Raw genomic sequence first — 15,419 nt, 5'->3', positions numbered from 1 at the left:
AGAAGTGTAGCTGCATGACAGATTATTATAATTATATAAAGGCCCTGCATCTCATATTTGTAATAACATGGTTTGCAGGGCTTTTTTATATTCCAAGATTATTCATCTATCATATTGAGGCCCAGGATAAACCTTCTCCGGAAAAGGAAATCCTAAGCAAACAATTTAAATTGATGGAAAAAAGGCTATGGTACATCATTACTTGGCCTTCTGCTATACTAGCTACCTTATTTGCAGTTTGGCTCTTGATTTTAGCCCCGTATTGGCTTCAACAACCCTGGATGCATGTTAAATTAGGTTTTGTAGTGTTGCTTATAGCCTACCATATTAAAAACCATCTAATCTTTAAGAAATTTCAAAGAGATGAGATAAGCTATACCTCTAATTATATGCGTATTTGGAACGAAGGGGCTACCCTAATATTATTCTCGGTAGTTTTCTTAGTAATATTGAAAAGTACTTTCAATTGGATTTTGGGGGTGGTAGGTATTGTCGTTCTTGGTTTACTGTTGATGCTAGGTATTAAACTCTACAAAAACATCCGGAATAAAAACCCCGAAGCCTAGGGGTATGCCCTACAGGACACAAATAACTATAGTTCTTTTGGACTTAAGTTAGAATTTGAACTTGACTTTTACATTTGATATCCTTCTAAAATCTTCTTTGGTGCGATATTTGCTAACTTTGAACGAAACACCGAGCTTTTGTTAAGAAGATTTTCTTTGCGGTCGCGCATTTTCGTATCAATGATCTTATTGGTACTCATAGCTTCTGTGCTTATTCTTGGAATTACCATCTATCAGTTTAGGGAAATCAATAGGGATTACCACCAAAATAGAATGGAACGTAAGGAGGAGCAGATTAGGCAAAGCATAGATTTGACCATACAGAAGACTACCTACCCGGTCACTACAGAAAATCTGGGACTTATCTTTAAGGACGAAATTTATGAGATTGCCGTGGTGCAAAACATGAATTTCAATATCTATACCTTGGACGGTCAATTGATAAAAAGCTCCAGGCCAAAATTGGAGAATGATCCCATTTCACTTTGTTTGGACCCAGAAGTCCTTAATCAGCTGGATAACAGTGTAGACAAAAGATATGTGGAAAAGAATTCTGCGGCAGGCGATCAGTACCAAGCTTCGTATACCTATATTTCAGATCGTCAGTTTAAGCCAATTGGAATTCTAAACCTGCCTTATTTTGAGGACAATTCCTTTAACGATAAGGAACTTTACGAGTTTTTGGCAAGATTGGGAGGGGTATATTTCTTAATGCTCCTGTTGGCTATTGGCCTAGCTTACTTTATTTCCAAATACATCACACGCTCCTTGGAAACGATAAGCGATATGATGGAACGTACCGACCTGACCCGGAGAAACGAAAAAATCTTTTTGGAGAAACCCGGCGAAGAAATTGAAAAATTGATTTCTTCCTACAATGCCATGATAGACGAGCTGAGCCTGAGTGCGGCGAAACTGGCGAAAAGTGAAAGGGAACAGGCCTGGAGGGAAATGGCCAAGCAGGTTGCACATGAAATAAAAAATCCTTTGACCCCCATGAGATTGAGTGTTCAAAGTTTTCAACGGAAGTTTGACCCCAACGATCCCGATATAACTGAGAAAGTAGCTGAATATTCCAAAACCCTTATTCAACAGATAGATACCATGAGCAGTATCGCTTCCGCATTTTCAAGTTTTGCAGAGATGCCTGCACAGCAGAACGAAACGCTGAATGTCGTGAAAATCGTAAAATTGGCCTTGGACATCTTTAATGAGGATTACATTCATTTTATCGCAGAGGAAGAGGAGATCATTGCCAAATTGGATCGCACGCAATTGATTAGGGTGGTTACGAATTTGGTCAAGAATGCCATACAGGCCATTACGGAGGAAAACCCCTCCCCAAGAATTTTGGTTTCTGTGGCGATTGATGGGGAAATGGTAAAAATTTCTGTGGCAGACAATGGAAAAGGAATTGAAAAAGAAGTCGAGGATAAAATCTTCGAGCCTAAATTTACAACGAAAACCAGTGGAATGGGATTAGGTCTGGGAATGGTAAAGAATATTGTGGAGACCTATAAAGGAACTATAAATTTCACTTCACATCCTGGAAAGGGCACTGTTTTTTGTGTTAAATTTCCCAGGGTTGTAAATATGACTACCATTAAATAAATAGAAACGAATATGTCTTACGAAACAATACTCTTAGAAATTGAAGATGCCATTGCTACTGTTACTATTAATCGGCCTAAAAAATTAAATGCTCTCAACAGGGAAACCATCCAAGAATTACATGAGGCCATCTGTGAACTGGAGGATGATTCAGATATTAAAGTGATTATCATCACCGGTAGCGGGGAAAAGGCTTTTGTGGCCGGGGCCGATATTTCTGAATTTGCTGATTTTTCGGTAAAAAAAGGCAAAAAGTTGGCCGCCAAAGGCCAGGAATTACTATTCGATTTTGTGGAAAACTTATCCAAACCTGTCATAGCGGCCGTAAATGGTTTTGCCTTGGGAGGAGGATTGGAATTGGCCATGGCCTGCCATTTTAGGGTTGCCAGTGAAAATGCCAAAATGGGCTTGCCAGAGGTTTCCTTGGGCGTTATTCCCGGTTATGGTGGTACACAGCGCCTTCCGCAACTAGTAGGTAAGGGAAGGGCCATGGAAATGATTATGACGGCAGGAATGATTTCTGCCGATCAAGCCATGAACTATGGGTTGGTCAACCATGTGGTTCCTATGGAGGAATTGTTGCCCCTCTGTAAAAAATTGGCGCAAAAAATAGGCAACAACTCCACTGTGGCCATATCCTATGCAATAAAAGCGGTAAATGCGGGTTTTATGAATACTGTTAACGGCTACGAGCAGGAAATCGAAGCTTTTGGTGAATGTTTTGGAACTGACGATTTTGCCGAAGGTACAACCGCATTCATGGAAAAGAGAAAAGCAGATTTCCCGGGTTCGTAGATAATACCGAACCAAACATGTTAAGAAAATTTTTCCTGTCGCTATTTTTGGCAACTATCAGTATTTCCTTTGCCCAGCAAAATGATCTTGCTTACAACATTGGTGAAAAATACAATGATAAGTACAAATATTCCAACCTACTGGCCATTGCGGACGATGGCGAGGGGGGAACTGTCATCGTAAGGGCCTATTACACGGGCATCGTTTTAAAGCCTAAAGGCTATTTTATTGAACACTACAACAAGGATCTGGAACTCTTGTCCGAATTCAATTATAAACTGAAAAACGCGAATTTTGTAGATGCCTACATTAAAAACGGACAGGTCTATTTACTGTTTCTGGAATATAATTTTGATGGTATGGCCTATGAATATCAAATTCATAGAAGCCCCTATACGGACTATCAATTTTCTAAGGAGACTATTTTGACCATTCCTTCAGACCCGGTATCGGAGCCCTTGGACCGCAACTATTACAACAGGAATTTTTCTTCCGGTTTCACCACATCGGTACTTTTTAACGACGAAAAATCGGCATTCGCCATTACCACACATTTTAAGAAAGGAAAGAACAACAAACATTTTATCCATGTTTTTGATGCAGGTCTCAAAAAACTTATGGAACATGATTTTTCCGATGAGGTGGAGGAAAAGAACTATGCCTTTGAAACGATTACCTTTTCAAAGGATTTGAGCAACGTTTATTTAGTGGGTAAGGCCTATTTTAAGAAAAAAAGGTTCAATGCCACGGAGCGCAAGTTTCAGTATGAAATGGTACGCGTTTCCAATACGGGAGGAAGTACCCAGTCCTTTTATACTCCGGGTAAATTCCCAGAGGCCCTAAAACCTATTTTCAAGGGTAATGAATTATTGTGTCTTGGATTTTATGCGGATAGAAAGGATAACCGCTACAATGGTATTTCCTATTTTAAACTGAATCCCCAAACCTTGGAAATTGAAGTGCAAAAATTTAACCCTTTTTCCGATCAGTTCATGATGGACAAGTTTGGTAGGGAAGAAGACAAGACACTTAAAAATTTGGTATTCAAAGGGATGGATATTACATCAAAAGGGGAAATCCTATTCAATGCCGAGGAATATTTTACAAGCACGAGTACACAAGCGAACAGCAGTGGGGGCCGTGTCATGATTACAAGATATCATCACAATGACATTGTAAGCGCAAAATTAAGTAACGATGGAGACCTTATTTGGGCCAGAAACATCAATAAGACCGAGGTGACCCAAGGAGATGGGGCCTACGCTTCCTATAGCTCATATACCAAGGGAGATAAAACCTATTTCTTTATCAGTACTTCCGCTGAAAATCCGCAGCAATTGAGCGATGAGCGTATCATGTTCAAACAGGGCTTGAGTAGGAATAGAAACGTATTTTTGATCAAGTTGGACGATAAAGGCCATATGACCTACGAAAAGGTTATTGATGATACGGATGCACGCCTTCCATTAATGGTTTCCAGACCCTATGTAGACCATCTAAATGATGAGCTTATGTTCTATGCGAAACGAGGTTCCAAAAAGCAATTGGTGCAAGTAGCTGTTAAATAACATTATTTATTGGATTTATTCCATATTTTTGGAATAAATCCAATAAAATGAATTCTGATTATACCATTAAAGGAAGGGGCGCACAAGAAAATACGCCCAATAAATTTCTTCAGCATATTTACGAGACCAGGGACGACTTCCTGGAGTTTTGTCGTCTCGAAGGTGAATCGGCAGATAACAACAGAACCCAGTACATTCCCATTTTTCCCAAGACCATTGTTAACGAGGTTAAGAGTCCGGATGTTGGGATGATGTATTCCATGAATACGTATCAAGGTTGCGAACATGGATGTGTGTATTGTTATGCAAGGAATACGCATGAATATTGGGGATATAGCGCAGGATTGGATTTTGAGCGTAAAATTTTGGTAAAGCGTGATGCTCCAAAGTTGTTGGAGGCAAAGCTAAAAAGCAAGGCTTGGAAAGCGTGCACCATTGTACTTTCTGGAAACACGGATTGCTATCAACCCGCAGAGCATAAATATAAAATTACGAGGGAGTGTCTAGAAGTATTTTTAAAATATAGACACCCCGTTGGTATCATTACAAAAAATGGATTGATTTTAAGGGATTTGCACCTTTTAAAAGAGTTGAACAACTACGGTTTGATAGGGGTGAATGTTTCGGTGACCTCCTTGAAAGAGGAGACCCGTCGGATTTTGGAACCGAGAACCGCCTCTATCCCCAAAAGGCTGAAGACGATAAAAGTGCTGTCTGAAAACGGCATTCCCGTAAACGCAATGCTGGCACCCATCATTCCAGGAATCAATAGCCATGAAATTTTGGATTTGGCCAAGACTGTATCGGAAAATGGAGCATTGTCCTTCGCTTTTACCATAGTTAGATTGAATGGTGCCATTGGGGGTATTTTTACCGATTGGATTCACAAGACGATGCCAGATAGGGCGTATAAGGTGTTAAACCAGATCAAGGAATGTCACGGCGGAACCCTAAACGATAGCCGCTTTGGAATCCGAAGCAAGGGAGAGGGCAAAATAGCCACCCAAATCCATGACATGGTAAGGCTAGCAAGACGCAACTATTTTAAGGATAAAAAATTCCCAGCCTTGAATACGGAATTGCATGGGCGATATAAGACTGGACAATTGAGTCTTTTTTAAAGATTATAAAGAATTGAGTAATGAGAATTCTATGTCTAAATTGAATTTAAGCAACTTGTTTTTTACCTCAGTTCTTTGTTGTTTGTAGGTGTTTTTAGTTCAAACTTGTCATTCCAAATTGGTCAATTGCTTGCTTTTTGTTCTCGGCAAGAGAAAAATTTAATTCAGTCCACGCTGTTCCCTCAATTCCTTTGAGTTCAATTCCGTTTTCCGTTTTAGTTATCGTAAATAAAAAGTCCGCAAGTTTTTCGTCTTTATTTTCCGAAACGTTTTTTAATTCAGTCATTCCGTATTCATCTACTGCTTGTGGTCGGTCGTTATTCAAGCTAAATGATAAGTCTAAACAAGCACTACCTTTTTCGCTTTTCATTTTTATTCCATTGTCAGTTTTCTCCACAATAACCTTAAAGTCTTTCAGTTCGGCCTTTTTTCTTGAGCAATCAATTCAGATGTTGAAGTCCAAAAAAATAGTGCCATTAAAATCATTGGAAATGGGCTCTTAAAATTCATTTTTGTTTTCATGTCTCTATTTTTAATTTCAGTTTGAGTTTTGTTTCACTTACACACAAGGTGTTTGTATAAGATTAGTTGCGCTATTTGTTTAAGACTAAAAAAAGCAATTAATAATACACGGCTTTAGCGGTAGTGTTTTTTTGTTCTAATGATAAGTTCTTTGTACATTTTATTAAATGAAAAGGGTAGTTTTCATTTACTTCCGTAGTTTCAAATAAACCAAAAGCTCCAAACTCTTCTTTTATAGATTCTTTATCGTAGAAGAAAATTTTAACACCACCAAACATTTCAAATCGATCCTTACTTACAAGTTTTCCTTGTCCATAAGTTTGAGCGTCTTTCGTAATTACCGTAAACACCATAAATCCCGTTTCGGTCAACTGATTAAAACAGTCTTGAATTAGTTTCTTTCTTTCGTCTTTATTTAGCAAGTAAATTAGTCCGTAACAAAATATTCCGTCATACAATTTATCATCAAACGGCATTTCGGTTACTGAACCGTGGTGGATTAATAAATCATTACCAAAATGTTCGTGTGCTATGTTAATAGCGGTTTGTGAGATTTCAATTCCCGTTACAGACATTCCATTTTTTCGGAAAATTTGTGCATTTCTTCCGTAACCAATCCCTGGAATAAGGACATTTTTTATATTATGTTTAGCAAAAAAGTCTTTCGTTATAACGGTTGACTTGGCAGGTTCTGACCCCCACATTTCTTGATTTTCCTTGAATGCTTGCTCCCAAAATTCAGTCATTGATACTTTTATTATATGCAAATTTTGTCTTCCAAAATTTCACAATTATGGTCATAACTATTAACTGCTGTCAAAATTTTATCAGCATTGATTTTTTTGCCCTCTACCCTTAACACCGTATGTCCGCAAGGATATTGTTTTTCGGTTTCGTTCAGGTCGTAACTAACTTTTAGTTCAGGACTATCTGTTTTGATTGAGTTCACGATTTTGTTCAGTTGAACTTCGTTTTGAATATTTGTTATAAATATCCCTATCATAATCTAAGTAATATATTTTGCATTGAGTTGTTTCGTTTTTAAATCGTCTTTAGTACTCCCGAATCTGCTCTTAAAGTTGCTCCATTTGTAGCAATAGAAAGGGGACTTGCTAGGTAAGTGACTAAATTTGCAATTTCATTTGGATTAATAAATCGCTGTAATAAAATATGTGGATTAGACTGCTCTATAATTGCATTTTTCATTTGCTCAACGTCAAGTTTTTGCATTTGTGCAATTTGCTCAACAACTGTCGCAACTCCGTCTGAATAAGTCGGTCCACCTAGAACTGTATTTATGGTAACTTCCGTTCCTTTAGTCAGTTTAGAAAGTCCATTTGCAATAGCTGACATTGCTGATTTTGTCATTCCGTAATGTATCATATTTTCGGGAACATTTACTCCCGATTCACTACTAATAAAAATAATTCGTCCCCATTTTTTATTCAGCATTTCGGGTAATAGTTGTCTTGATAAACGAACACTACTCATTACATTTATTTCAAAATATCTATACCAATCTTCGTCTGTAATATTTTCAAATTTTTCTATCCCGAAAATGCCAAGATTGTTAACCAAAATATCTATGTTCGAAAGTTGGTTTAGCAATTTCTCAACTTCTTCTTTTTTTGAAAAGTCTGCCGATAATGCTGAAATATTGGAGGTTGGAAATTCTTTCTGTAACCTCTCTTTGGCTTGATTGGTCTTTTCAGCTTGTCGTCCGTTAATTGTAACAGACACCCCCTCTTTTAATAATTGCTGTGCAATAGCAAAGCCAATTCCTTGTGTTGAGCCACTTATAAATGCTCTTTTCTCGTTTAGTTTTAAATCCATCGTTCATTTTTGTAATGATTGTTCAATAAATAGTCAAAAAAATTAGCTTAATATTTGCAGTTGCATTTCTATTTGCTGTTTAAGTATTTTTTCATTAGGGTAAATCCTTCTAAGTGAATTAATTCCACACCAAAGGGTAATTAAAAATTTTCCTAAATCATCGGCAGGCAATTTTGATTTTATGTTCCCTCTTTTTTGTTCTGTAAGAATGATAGAGGTATAAAGTTCTTCTGTGTCTTTCAATATTTCGATTGCTGATTGTTCTAATTCGTTATCTACAAAAGTCATTTCAACAACTGTATTAGAAATTATACAACCTTTTAAATGAGTGTTTTTAGAAGCAACAGCTACAGAAAGGAAAAAATCCTTTATTAGTTCAATGGGACTATCACTTTTTTCTAATTGTATTTTGAAGTTGTTAAAATCTTCTCTTCGTTGTTGAAGTGATTTTTTGAAAAGTTCTTTTTTCCCACCTTTAAATGAGTTGTACAAACTTCCTGCACCAGCTCCTGTTGCTTTGCTTAGGTCTGCTAACGAAGTAGCGTTGTACCCCTTTTTCCAAAATAGTTCTTGAGCTTTTAGAACAACCTCTTTCTCGTGATGAATGTTTGGTCTTCCTTTCATATTATTGTAATGTTCGATACAAAAATAATAAAAAGCAGAATAAGTTGATGCGAAGCACCAACTTATTTTAAGTAATTGGACTTACTTTTTGTTTGGTCAGTTTTGGTATCTGTCTGTTCAGAATTACCCGCCAAAGGTCTCGTATAACCTTCATTTACAGGTTAATAGGTGTTAATTTTCGGTTTAGCACAGACGTTAGCAATTCCGCGTGGATTCGGACGTAGGCCAATCCACCGACACGAGCGAAGCGACTGACGAACTCCATAAAAAATAAACATCCGTGAGTAAATTGCGGTTATAGATTGTTGGCAATAGTTTTTTATTCAATTTATTCATTCCAATCCATCCCTCCAAGTATATACCAGTCATCGCCTCGCTTAATCCAAGTGTGGGTTAATCGAGTGCTACTTTGAAAAAGGAAAAGTCGATAATGAAGAATTGCAACATTGTTTTCGATATAAATCCCCTGTTTTTCTATTTGGAATTCTGTGTCCGCAGGCATTGGTTTCGAAAAGTATTTTTGTAAGTATTCCGAACCAGAAGTCTTTCTTGCAGAGTTCTCTAAACGACTTGGCCAACCAAGAAAATTTTCGTCCCACATTGATAAAATTTTCGAAAGGTCAGCGTCTTTATGAGCTTTTATATACTCTTCTTCTAACCCCCATAATAAATCTTCTTGGTTTTCTATTGTTCGACTTTTATCAGAACACGCTAGTATCAATCCTGTCAATGAAATCAATAGTATAATAATCTGTAGTTTTCTAAAATATTTCATTCAGTTGGTTTTTAATAATAGTCGGTCGACGTTACGAGTTGTTTCAAATTATTGCTAACGTTTAGTATAAGCGGTCGTTTTAATGCCGCTTATTCATTGTTACCCACTGGCTTTAATTCATATTTCGATACTCTGTTGGGCTCAATCCCGTTTTCATCTTAAAGAATTTGCTGAAATGATTAGGGTAATCAAAGCCTAAATTAAAGGCAACTTCACTAATGCTTAATTCTGGATTTTGTAGCTGATTTTTTGCTTTTTTAACTACAAACAAGTCAATATGCTCTTTAGCTGATTTTCCTGTTTCTTCTTTTAATAGGTCGCTAAAATAATGAGGCGATAAGTGCACAGCACTAGCACATTGCTTAACTGTAGGCAATCCATTTTCTATTAAATTTTGTTCAAAATATTTTTTCAAATAAGCTTCAAATTTGGCTAAATATGTATTGTTGCCTGTTTTACGCGTAATGAATTGGCGAGCATAAAAGCGGTTGCAATATTTTAAAATGGTTTCAATATTAATGCAAATAATTTCTTGTGTATGTTTATCAATTAGCTGATAATATTCCTTTTCTATTTTTAATATCAAATCATTTAGTGCCAACTTTTCATCTTCTGATACGTGTAACGCTTCATTGATTTCGTAGTTGAAAAAATGATAATTATCAATTTCGTTTCCAAGACTTGTCTTAGAAATAAAATCGGGATGAAAAACGAGTGTCCATTCATCTTCACAATTTGAGAAATCTGCCGAACTAAAAGAAAATACTTGATTAGGAGCAAAAAACACCACTGTTCCTTCTTGAAAATCATACGTTTCTCTACCGTAATTGACTACGGCTTCTTGCTTTACTTTTATGCTAATCATATACATATCGGTAGTAAATGATTGCGTTGTAAAATTATCGGGCACCACTAAATCTGAATGACGAAAAACCGAAACAAGAGGATGTTTCGGTTTCGCCAATTTAAATAGTTGGTGTATTTCTGAAATTGATTTTACGCGATAAATAGTATTCATTAGATAGCTTCTTTTTTACTTTCCACAAAAGCCTTTAATTCTTTGTTAAAAACCTCATATCCTTTTTGCATTTGTTTCTCAAGAATTTTTCCTAGTAAAAAACTTGCACCTCCATAAAGTCCATCGGTTTGTATAAACTCGGTTTTGCCATCTGAAGTAGCTTTTAAAGTATATGTATGATAATCGCTCATACCTAACATAAAGACACCGGTCCAAGCAAATGTTTTGCCCTCTTCAAATTGAAACAGCTTTTTTTTCATCTTACTTTGACCAAAAGGGGATTTAAAGGTAACTTCTATTTCACCGTTTTTCTTAAAATCTCCGCTTAATCCTTGAAAAGAAGAACTCCAGGACTTGAGATTATCAAAATCGGTTAGGACGTCCCATACTTTTTGAGGGCTAGCATCAATAATAGCACGAGCCTTTATGTTTGTTTTCCTTTCCATTATAAGCTACTTGGGTCTACAGTCAATAAATCGTTCTTTTTAGCTTTCCAAGCCTGTTCTTGTGTAGCTTTTATCCACGGTACAATGGCTTCTGGAATTACATTTCTGAACTTAGAATTGTCCTCTTCAGCAACTCTTATCATTGCGTCTACCATTATTTGTGGGTCGAGTTGATTTTCTAAACCTTTAGGGTCTGTAAAAGCTTGAATGGTTCCCATTTTTGACAATGACTTTTCTGGGTTCCACCATTTTGTCAATGTCTCCGCACCACGGTCATTAAACCCTGTGCCAAAAACACCTGGATTTACAGTACAAATTTCAACTCCTGTTCCAGACAACTCGTCTTTTAAACCTTCAGCCATACCTTCCAATGCGTGTTTTGTAGAAGTGTAAATTGCAGCAAATGGAACGGTAATTAATCCACCCATTGACGAAGTAAAAATAACTTTACCTGAACCGCGTTTTACCATTTGAGGCAAAAATCCTTGAACCAGTTGAAGCGGTGCAAAAACATTTACTTCATAATTTCTACGTACATTTTCAATTGGAATTTCTGCTACAGGGCCTGTTTCCATAATTCCTGCATTGCTCATTAATACATCAATTTCATAACTGTTAAAAGCAAATTGACGGTCACTTTCTTTGGTAACATCAAGAACTATTACCTCTAATTCTACTCCTTCATTTTTTGCTTCTTCAAGCAAAATTGTTTTTAAAGGTTCTACGTGAACAGCTGCTATGACACGATGTCCTTTTTTTGCTAATCCTATGGCTGTTCCTTTTCCAAAACCCGAAGATGCTCCTGTAATTAAAATTGTTTTACTCATTTTTTATCTTTTTTGTGAGATACAAAGTTGGGTCGCTTAGATAAGACCCATGTAAACATATTCCCGAAGGTTGGATAGATTTCGTGGATGTTGTTTTTTTAGCTTGTGCCTAACGCCGCGCTATGTACGCTATCTGCGGAGGCAGTGGGCGGGAAGGAGCGCTGGTGGCGAATTTTAAGGAAATATAGCAAAATCCAATCAACAATGCTGTGTGAATCGGACTTCCTATTGATCGCACGGCATTGTTCTTCAAGGAGTCCGCGTTAGCGGATGTACCCATGTTGGATTTTGCGGTATTGGGAATAAAATTGGACGGCCATCCACGATAGCTATCGGGAACATATAGCGTCCTGATATGTCGAGTAGCAGAGCCGTAGCGGCGGTCCTGGCAAAAATGCCCCTCATCCTACGGACAATGTAATCTGGCATAGCGCAGAGCCTGTACTGAGTTTATCGAAGTGATGATGTCGACTAGCTTTTAGTGCGGTAATTGCGCTAGCAATGCGGCAAAAGTACGCCGCAGGCGACCGAGCGGAGCGACCGATGAATTCCTCTGAAAAAAAAACAATAGAAATGATATGAATAATTCGACATCACGCTTTAGCTATGCGCAGTGTCCCGAAGGGCATTGCGTATAGGTTTTGTTAGCTGTTGTTTTTAATTTTTGAGTTAGTTGCAATTCTAAATCCTAAGTCATCAATTTTGAACGAAAAGGGGTGACTTCTTCTTCGAGTTGTCGCCATTACGCTCCTTTCTTGGTCGCACCAACCCCCGCCACGGAAAACGCGATATGTTCCGTAAACAGTTTCGTCATAAATGTCTGAACACCATTCCCAAACATTTCCAAGCATGTCGTAAAGTCCCCATTGGTTAGGTTTCTTTTGTCCAACTTCTTGAGTCCGACTGTTGGAGTTCTCTTTAAACCATGCAATTTCAGCTAATTCTCCATGTCTAATCTCTTTCGTTCCTGCTTGGCAAGCATACTGCCATTCTGCTTCTGTTGGTAATCGAAATCCATTTGTATTTGGGTCCAAGGTTACTTTTTCAGCTGCTGAGTCAATTGAATAGCATTTGTCTTTTCCATAAGAGTTAGATAGTTCATTACAAAAATTCACAGCATCAATCCAAGAAACTGTTTCAACTGGTAACCTGTCACCTTTAAATGTCGAAGGGTTCTTGTCAATTATTGCTGAATATATTTCTTGTGTTATTGGGAATTTAAAGAGTTCAAAAGAATTTATGTCAACCGACCAAGTTTCTTTTGTTCGGTCGTCTCGCATGTCAACAGTTCCTGTCGGAATGTTCACAAATGACTCGTCAATTACTTTTTTATATATCTTATTGCTTGTCGTTTTCACGGTTTTCTTTTAAATAACAGCTAACTCCCTGCTAAGTGTTTGTATGTGAATCGTAGCGTGTAAAAAGACGCTGACTTTTCGGATTAAACACGAGCCGAATTTTTAAATTTTTCTTTTTATCTTTATTTTACTAAAAGCCAAATTTAAAAATTTGGCGGTCTTCGCAAATACACACAAACCTCTGGAAAAGCCTGTAATAGCTATGTTTTATATACTTTGTTGGCAACTGGCTTTTCCTTGTCCTTTCGGTAAACTTGTTCTTTATAAGCTGTTCTGCCTTTAATTTGTTTTGGTTTCATTTTCGATTCGTCTTTCTCTCGAAATTTCTCAGTTACTTTCATAGTACTTAAACCAACAATAACTCCTGTAATTATTGATTTGTTTTTTCGATAGGTAGTTTTAGGTTTACTAACCTTTAGTCCATTTCCTGTAATACACTTTATTATAGGAATACATTTTTCTCTAAAATCATTATTTGATGAAAATGTCAAATCATCAATCCATCTTGAATATGAAATGTTTTCTCCTTTTAAAATCTCAAGAATTTGGTTGTCGATTTTTTCGAATACTATATTAGAAAGGGTAGGACTTGTTGGTGCTCCTTGTGGTAACGATTTTGAATTCCAACTATCCTTTGTTCGGAAAGTAGTCAGTTTAGTGATTGTATCAGCTACATTTTTTTGAAAAGCCTTTGTATCTCAAGGCATTAAAAACCATAGTATCTGAAACCGAAGGAAAAAAATTGGTGAGGTCAGTCTGAAATCTGTAAACGTTGCCTTTGTGTATTTTCGAATTGTCGATATTCCCACAACCTTTAACACCACCTTGAATGTGTGGAATTAAATCAACTTTACTTAATATTTTGTGTTGTAATTTGTTCTGAATGTCCTTTAGTCTTTTGCGACTTGGGTTGTAGAACCTTTTTTGTGTAACTCCATCTTTAACTTTGGGAAGTCCAGTTTTGGAATTGTATTTAATTTCAGAAAACTCGTAATAATAGTGGTCTATATTTTCGACAATTTCGGAAATCTCTTTTTTATCATAACCGATTATACTGCAAAGATGGTTTAAAGTTTTAATCATAATTCTCCGCAAAAAATAGAGAATTGACAAGATTATTTAATGATTCGCTAACAACACCATAAGCTTCTTTTTTTGATTCTGGAATGTCAGCATCATCTAACGATTTAAAAAATAATACAGGTAGTGGAATATTTAATTTCTCGCTCAAAACTTTTAAAGTTGATAAATTCGGTTCTTTTTTATTTTTTTCAATCATAGAAAGGTAAGACTGAGTGATGTCGCACGATTGTGCTAAATCTCCCTGACTTAAACCTAATTTCTTTCTGTGTGTTTTTATAGCTTCTCCTAAATTCATAGTATCTGTAAAAAAAAATTAAAAACGGGTCAATCACAAGTTTGCTAAGAATTCGAGTACTTTTCCTAACTCTTCCATAACATCGGAACGAAAAAATGTTCTAATAATTACCGGAAGAACTTCAGACAGAATTTCCTTCCTATCCGATACTTTCGAAACTTTCTTCAATTCGTTCAGCGTAACAATTACGTTTTCTAAGCGAATTACATCGTCAATTGACAAAGAACTGCGGTTCTTTGAGAGAACAATCTCAATCGATAAGACGAGATTGTCAAGATTTGCAATAAAATCAGGTTTTTCCATTTGTTTTTGGATTTTAAAAATTAATAAAAAATAAAAAAGATTAGGAATGAAGAGTGTCTAACACAATTCATTCCGTTTCTAATCTTTAGAAGAACAATAAATAAACAGTTTACTGTTATTGTTGTTCGTTTCTGGTTTACCTGTTAATGCTTCTTAGGGCGTTAATCTATGGCTCCAGCAAAGGGTTATAGGAAACCGTGTAATCTAAGTACACTATTCAATCCCTTCATTCCTAATCTTTCAAATGGAAATCAATCTCTCAAAGAACTTATGATGCAAATATATAAAATATAACTCACAGTACAAAAAAATGACAAAAAGTTTGTTTTTTTTGTCATTTGGTTGATTTTAACGTGATGCTTTTTTAGCTTGTTGCCAACAATTGTATAAACTTACCTGGGTACGTTTATTTCTCTTTTAGGTGTAAGTTACTAATTATCTAGTGTTCATAGGGGATTTGAAAAGAACAGCGAACTATTATACGTATACTATGCACTTACAAACGTTTCACTAACATTCTAGTTTGGAACTTGATACGTTTGGGTAACTGATATTGGTTTTGAAAAATCCACTGGATTCATACCTTTATTGTAGTCAGTCTTTACCGAGCAATATTAATGCGTCAAGCCTTCCAAACAGGTGAAGCGCAAGCGTGCTGCTATTGGTCCGTCGTT

The 15,419-nt window shown here is 36.6% G+C and carries 18 protein-coding genes; 5 read left to right on the top strand and 13 right to left on the bottom strand.

The window, feature by feature from the left end; all coding sequences use genetic code 11:
- Positions 1-14 precede the first annotated feature (14 nt).
- From CJ263_RS07390 to CJ263_RS07370, 5 genes are all read left to right on the top strand, one after another.
- On the top strand, positions 15-566 hold the full coding sequence (locus tag CJ263_RS07390; RefSeq protein WP_094996681.1) for a CopD family protein: 552 nt from the start codon (positions 15-17) through the stop codon (positions 564-566).
- Positions 567-746: 180 nt separating this feature from the next.
- Positions 747-2,177 carry a sensor histidine kinase gene (locus CJ263_RS07385; protein ID WP_094996680.1) on the top strand — a complete coding sequence of 477 codons (1,431 nt, stop codon included), beginning with the start codon at positions 747-749 and terminating at the stop codon, positions 2,175-2,177.
- A gap of 12 nt (positions 2,178-2,189) precedes the next feature.
- Positions 2,190-2,972, top strand: coding sequence for an enoyl-CoA hydratase/isomerase family protein (locus CJ263_RS07380; RefSeq protein WP_094996679.1), 783 nt, complete (start codon positions 2,190-2,192; stop codon positions 2,970-2,972).
- Between the two features lie 17 nt (positions 2,973-2,989).
- A complete protein-coding gene (locus CJ263_RS07375; protein WP_094996678.1) occupies positions 2,990-4,540 on the top strand; it encodes a hypothetical protein in 1,551 nt (516 codons plus the stop codon).
- Positions 4,541-4,587: 47 nt separating this feature from the next.
- Positions 4,588-5,661 carry a PA0069 family radical SAM protein gene (locus CJ263_RS07370; protein WP_094996677.1) on the top strand — a complete coding sequence of 358 codons (1,074 nt, stop codon included), beginning with the start codon at positions 4,588-4,590 and terminating at the stop codon, positions 5,659-5,661.
- A 94-nt stretch (positions 5,662-5,755) separates the two neighbouring features.
- Here CJ263_RS07370 and CJ263_RS21250 read toward each other — a convergent pair whose 3' ends face one another.
- The 13 genes from CJ263_RS21250 to CJ263_RS07300 form a co-directional block, all read right to left on the bottom strand.
- Positions 5,756-6,031 carry a hypothetical protein gene (locus CJ263_RS21250; protein ID WP_229702438.1) on the bottom strand — a complete coding sequence of 92 codons (276 nt, stop codon included), beginning with the start codon at positions 6,029-6,031 and terminating at the stop codon, positions 5,756-5,758.
- 250 nt (positions 6,032-6,281) lie between these two features.
- Positions 6,282-6,929 (bottom strand): class I SAM-dependent methyltransferase, encoded by a 648-nt coding sequence (locus CJ263_RS07360; protein ID WP_094996676.1) that lies wholly within the window; start codon positions 6,927-6,929, stop codon positions 6,282-6,284.
- 11 nt (positions 6,930-6,940) lie between these two features.
- Positions 6,941-7,186 (bottom strand): hypothetical protein, encoded by a 246-nt coding sequence (locus tag CJ263_RS07355; protein WP_094996675.1) that lies wholly within the window; start codon positions 7,184-7,186, stop codon positions 6,941-6,943.
- 38 nt (positions 7,187-7,224) lie between these two features.
- A complete protein-coding gene (locus tag CJ263_RS07350; RefSeq protein WP_094996674.1) occupies positions 7,225-8,016 on the bottom strand; it encodes an SDR family NAD(P)-dependent oxidoreductase in 792 nt (263 codons plus the stop codon).
- Between the two features lie 42 nt (positions 8,017-8,058).
- Positions 8,059-8,640, bottom strand: a complete 582-nt coding sequence (locus tag CJ263_RS07345; RefSeq protein WP_094996673.1) for a TetR/AcrR family transcriptional regulator — start codon at positions 8,638-8,640, stop codon at positions 8,059-8,061.
- 328 nt (positions 8,641-8,968) lie between these two features.
- Complete coding sequence (locus tag CJ263_RS07340; RefSeq protein ID WP_094996672.1) at positions 8,969-9,415, bottom strand: nuclear transport factor 2 family protein; 447 nt, start codon at positions 9,413-9,415, stop codon at positions 8,969-8,971.
- Positions 9,416-9,527: 112 nt separating this feature from the next.
- Complete coding sequence (locus CJ263_RS07335; RefSeq protein WP_094996671.1) at positions 9,528-10,433, bottom strand: helix-turn-helix domain-containing protein; 906 nt, start codon at positions 10,431-10,433, stop codon at positions 9,528-9,530.
- Positions 10,433-10,879 (bottom strand): SRPBCC domain-containing protein, encoded by a 447-nt coding sequence (locus tag CJ263_RS07330; RefSeq protein ID WP_094996670.1) that lies wholly within the window; start codon positions 10,877-10,879, stop codon positions 10,433-10,435. Before CJ263_RS07330 ends, CJ263_RS07335 begins: the two co-directional genes overlap by 1 nt.
- The gene (locus CJ263_RS07325) at positions 10,879-11,706 is read right to left on the bottom strand and encodes an SDR family oxidoreductase (RefSeq protein WP_094996669.1); all 828 of its coding nucleotides are present in this window, start codon (positions 11,704-11,706) and stop codon (positions 10,879-10,881) included. Before CJ263_RS07325 ends, CJ263_RS07330 begins: the two co-directional genes overlap by 1 nt.
- Before the next feature lie 644 nt (positions 11,707-12,350).
- Complete coding sequence (locus CJ263_RS07320; RefSeq protein WP_229702439.1) at positions 12,351-13,064, bottom strand: formylglycine-generating enzyme family protein; 714 nt, start codon at positions 13,062-13,064, stop codon at positions 12,351-12,353.
- Positions 13,065-13,264: 200 nt separating this feature from the next.
- A complete protein-coding gene (locus CJ263_RS07315) occupies positions 13,265-13,717 on the bottom strand; it encodes a reverse transcriptase domain-containing protein (protein WP_229702443.1) in 453 nt (150 codons plus the stop codon).
- 422 nt (positions 13,718-14,139) lie between these two features.
- Entirely contained in the window at positions 14,140-14,442 is a 303-nt protein-coding gene (locus CJ263_RS07305) for a helix-turn-helix domain-containing protein (RefSeq protein ID WP_094996665.1), read from the bottom strand.
- 33 nt (positions 14,443-14,475) lie between these two features.
- The gene (locus tag CJ263_RS07300; protein ID WP_094996664.1) at positions 14,476-14,745 is read right to left on the bottom strand and encodes a hypothetical protein; all 270 of its coding nucleotides are present in this window, start codon (positions 14,743-14,745) and stop codon (positions 14,476-14,478) included.
- Between the last annotated feature and the right edge of the window lie 674 nt (positions 14,746-15,419).

Origin of the sequence: Maribacter cobaltidurans (assembly GCF_002269385.1) — a bacterium.
GTDB lineage: Bacteria > Bacteroidota > Bacteroidia > Flavobacteriales > Flavobacteriaceae > Maribacter > Maribacter cobaltidurans.
This window is presented reverse-complemented; position numbering and strand designations above follow the sequence as displayed.

Coding starts and splice junctions, on each gene's coding strand:
- CJ263_RS07390 (WP_094996681.1), top strand. CDS start 15: ATGACAGATTATTATAATTATATAAAGGCCCTGCATCTCATATTTGTA.
- CJ263_RS07385 (WP_094996680.1), top strand. CDS start 747: ATGATCTTATTGGTACTCATAGCTTCTGTGCTTATTCTTGGAATTACC.
- CJ263_RS07380 (WP_094996679.1), top strand. CDS start 2,190: ATGTCTTACGAAACAATACTCTTAGAAATTGAAGATGCCATTGCTACT.
- CJ263_RS07375 (WP_094996678.1), top strand. CDS start 2,990: ATGTTAAGAAAATTTTTCCTGTCGCTATTTTTGGCAACTATCAGTATT.
- CJ263_RS07370 (WP_094996677.1), top strand. CDS start 4,588: ATGAATTCTGATTATACCATTAAAGGAAGGGGCGCACAAGAAAATACG.
- CJ263_RS21250 (WP_229702438.1), bottom strand. CDS start 6,031: ATGAAAAGCGAAAAAGGTAGTGCTTGTTTAGACTTATCATTTAGCTTG.
- CJ263_RS07360 (WP_094996676.1), bottom strand. CDS start 6,929: ATGACTGAATTTTGGGAGCAAGCATTCAAGGAAAATCAAGAAATGTGG.
- CJ263_RS07355 (WP_094996675.1), bottom strand. CDS start 7,186: ATGATAGGGATATTTATAACAAATATTCAAAACGAAGTTCAACTGAAC.
- CJ263_RS07350 (WP_094996674.1), bottom strand. CDS start 8,016: ATGGATTTAAAACTAAACGAGAAAAGAGCATTTATAAGTGGCTCAACA.
- CJ263_RS07345 (WP_094996673.1), bottom strand. CDS start 8,640: ATGAAAGGAAGACCAAACATTCATCACGAGAAAGAGGTTGTTCTAAAA.
- CJ263_RS07340 (WP_094996672.1), bottom strand. CDS start 9,415: ATGAAATATTTTAGAAAACTACAGATTATTATACTATTGATTTCATTG.
- CJ263_RS07335 (WP_094996671.1), bottom strand. CDS start 10,433: ATGAATACTATTTATCGCGTAAAATCAATTTCAGAAATACACCAACTA.
- CJ263_RS07330 (WP_094996670.1), bottom strand. CDS start 10,879: ATGGAAAGGAAAACAAACATAAAGGCTCGTGCTATTATTGATGCTAGC.
- CJ263_RS07325 (WP_094996669.1), bottom strand. CDS start 11,706: ATGAGTAAAACAATTTTAATTACAGGAGCATCTTCGGGTTTTGGAAAA.
- CJ263_RS07305 (WP_094996665.1), bottom strand. CDS start 14,442: ATGAATTTAGGAGAAGCTATAAAAACACACAGAAAGAAATTAGGTTTA.
- CJ263_RS07300 (WP_094996664.1), bottom strand. CDS start 14,745: ATGGAAAAACCTGATTTTATTGCAAATCTTGACAATCTCGTCTTATCG.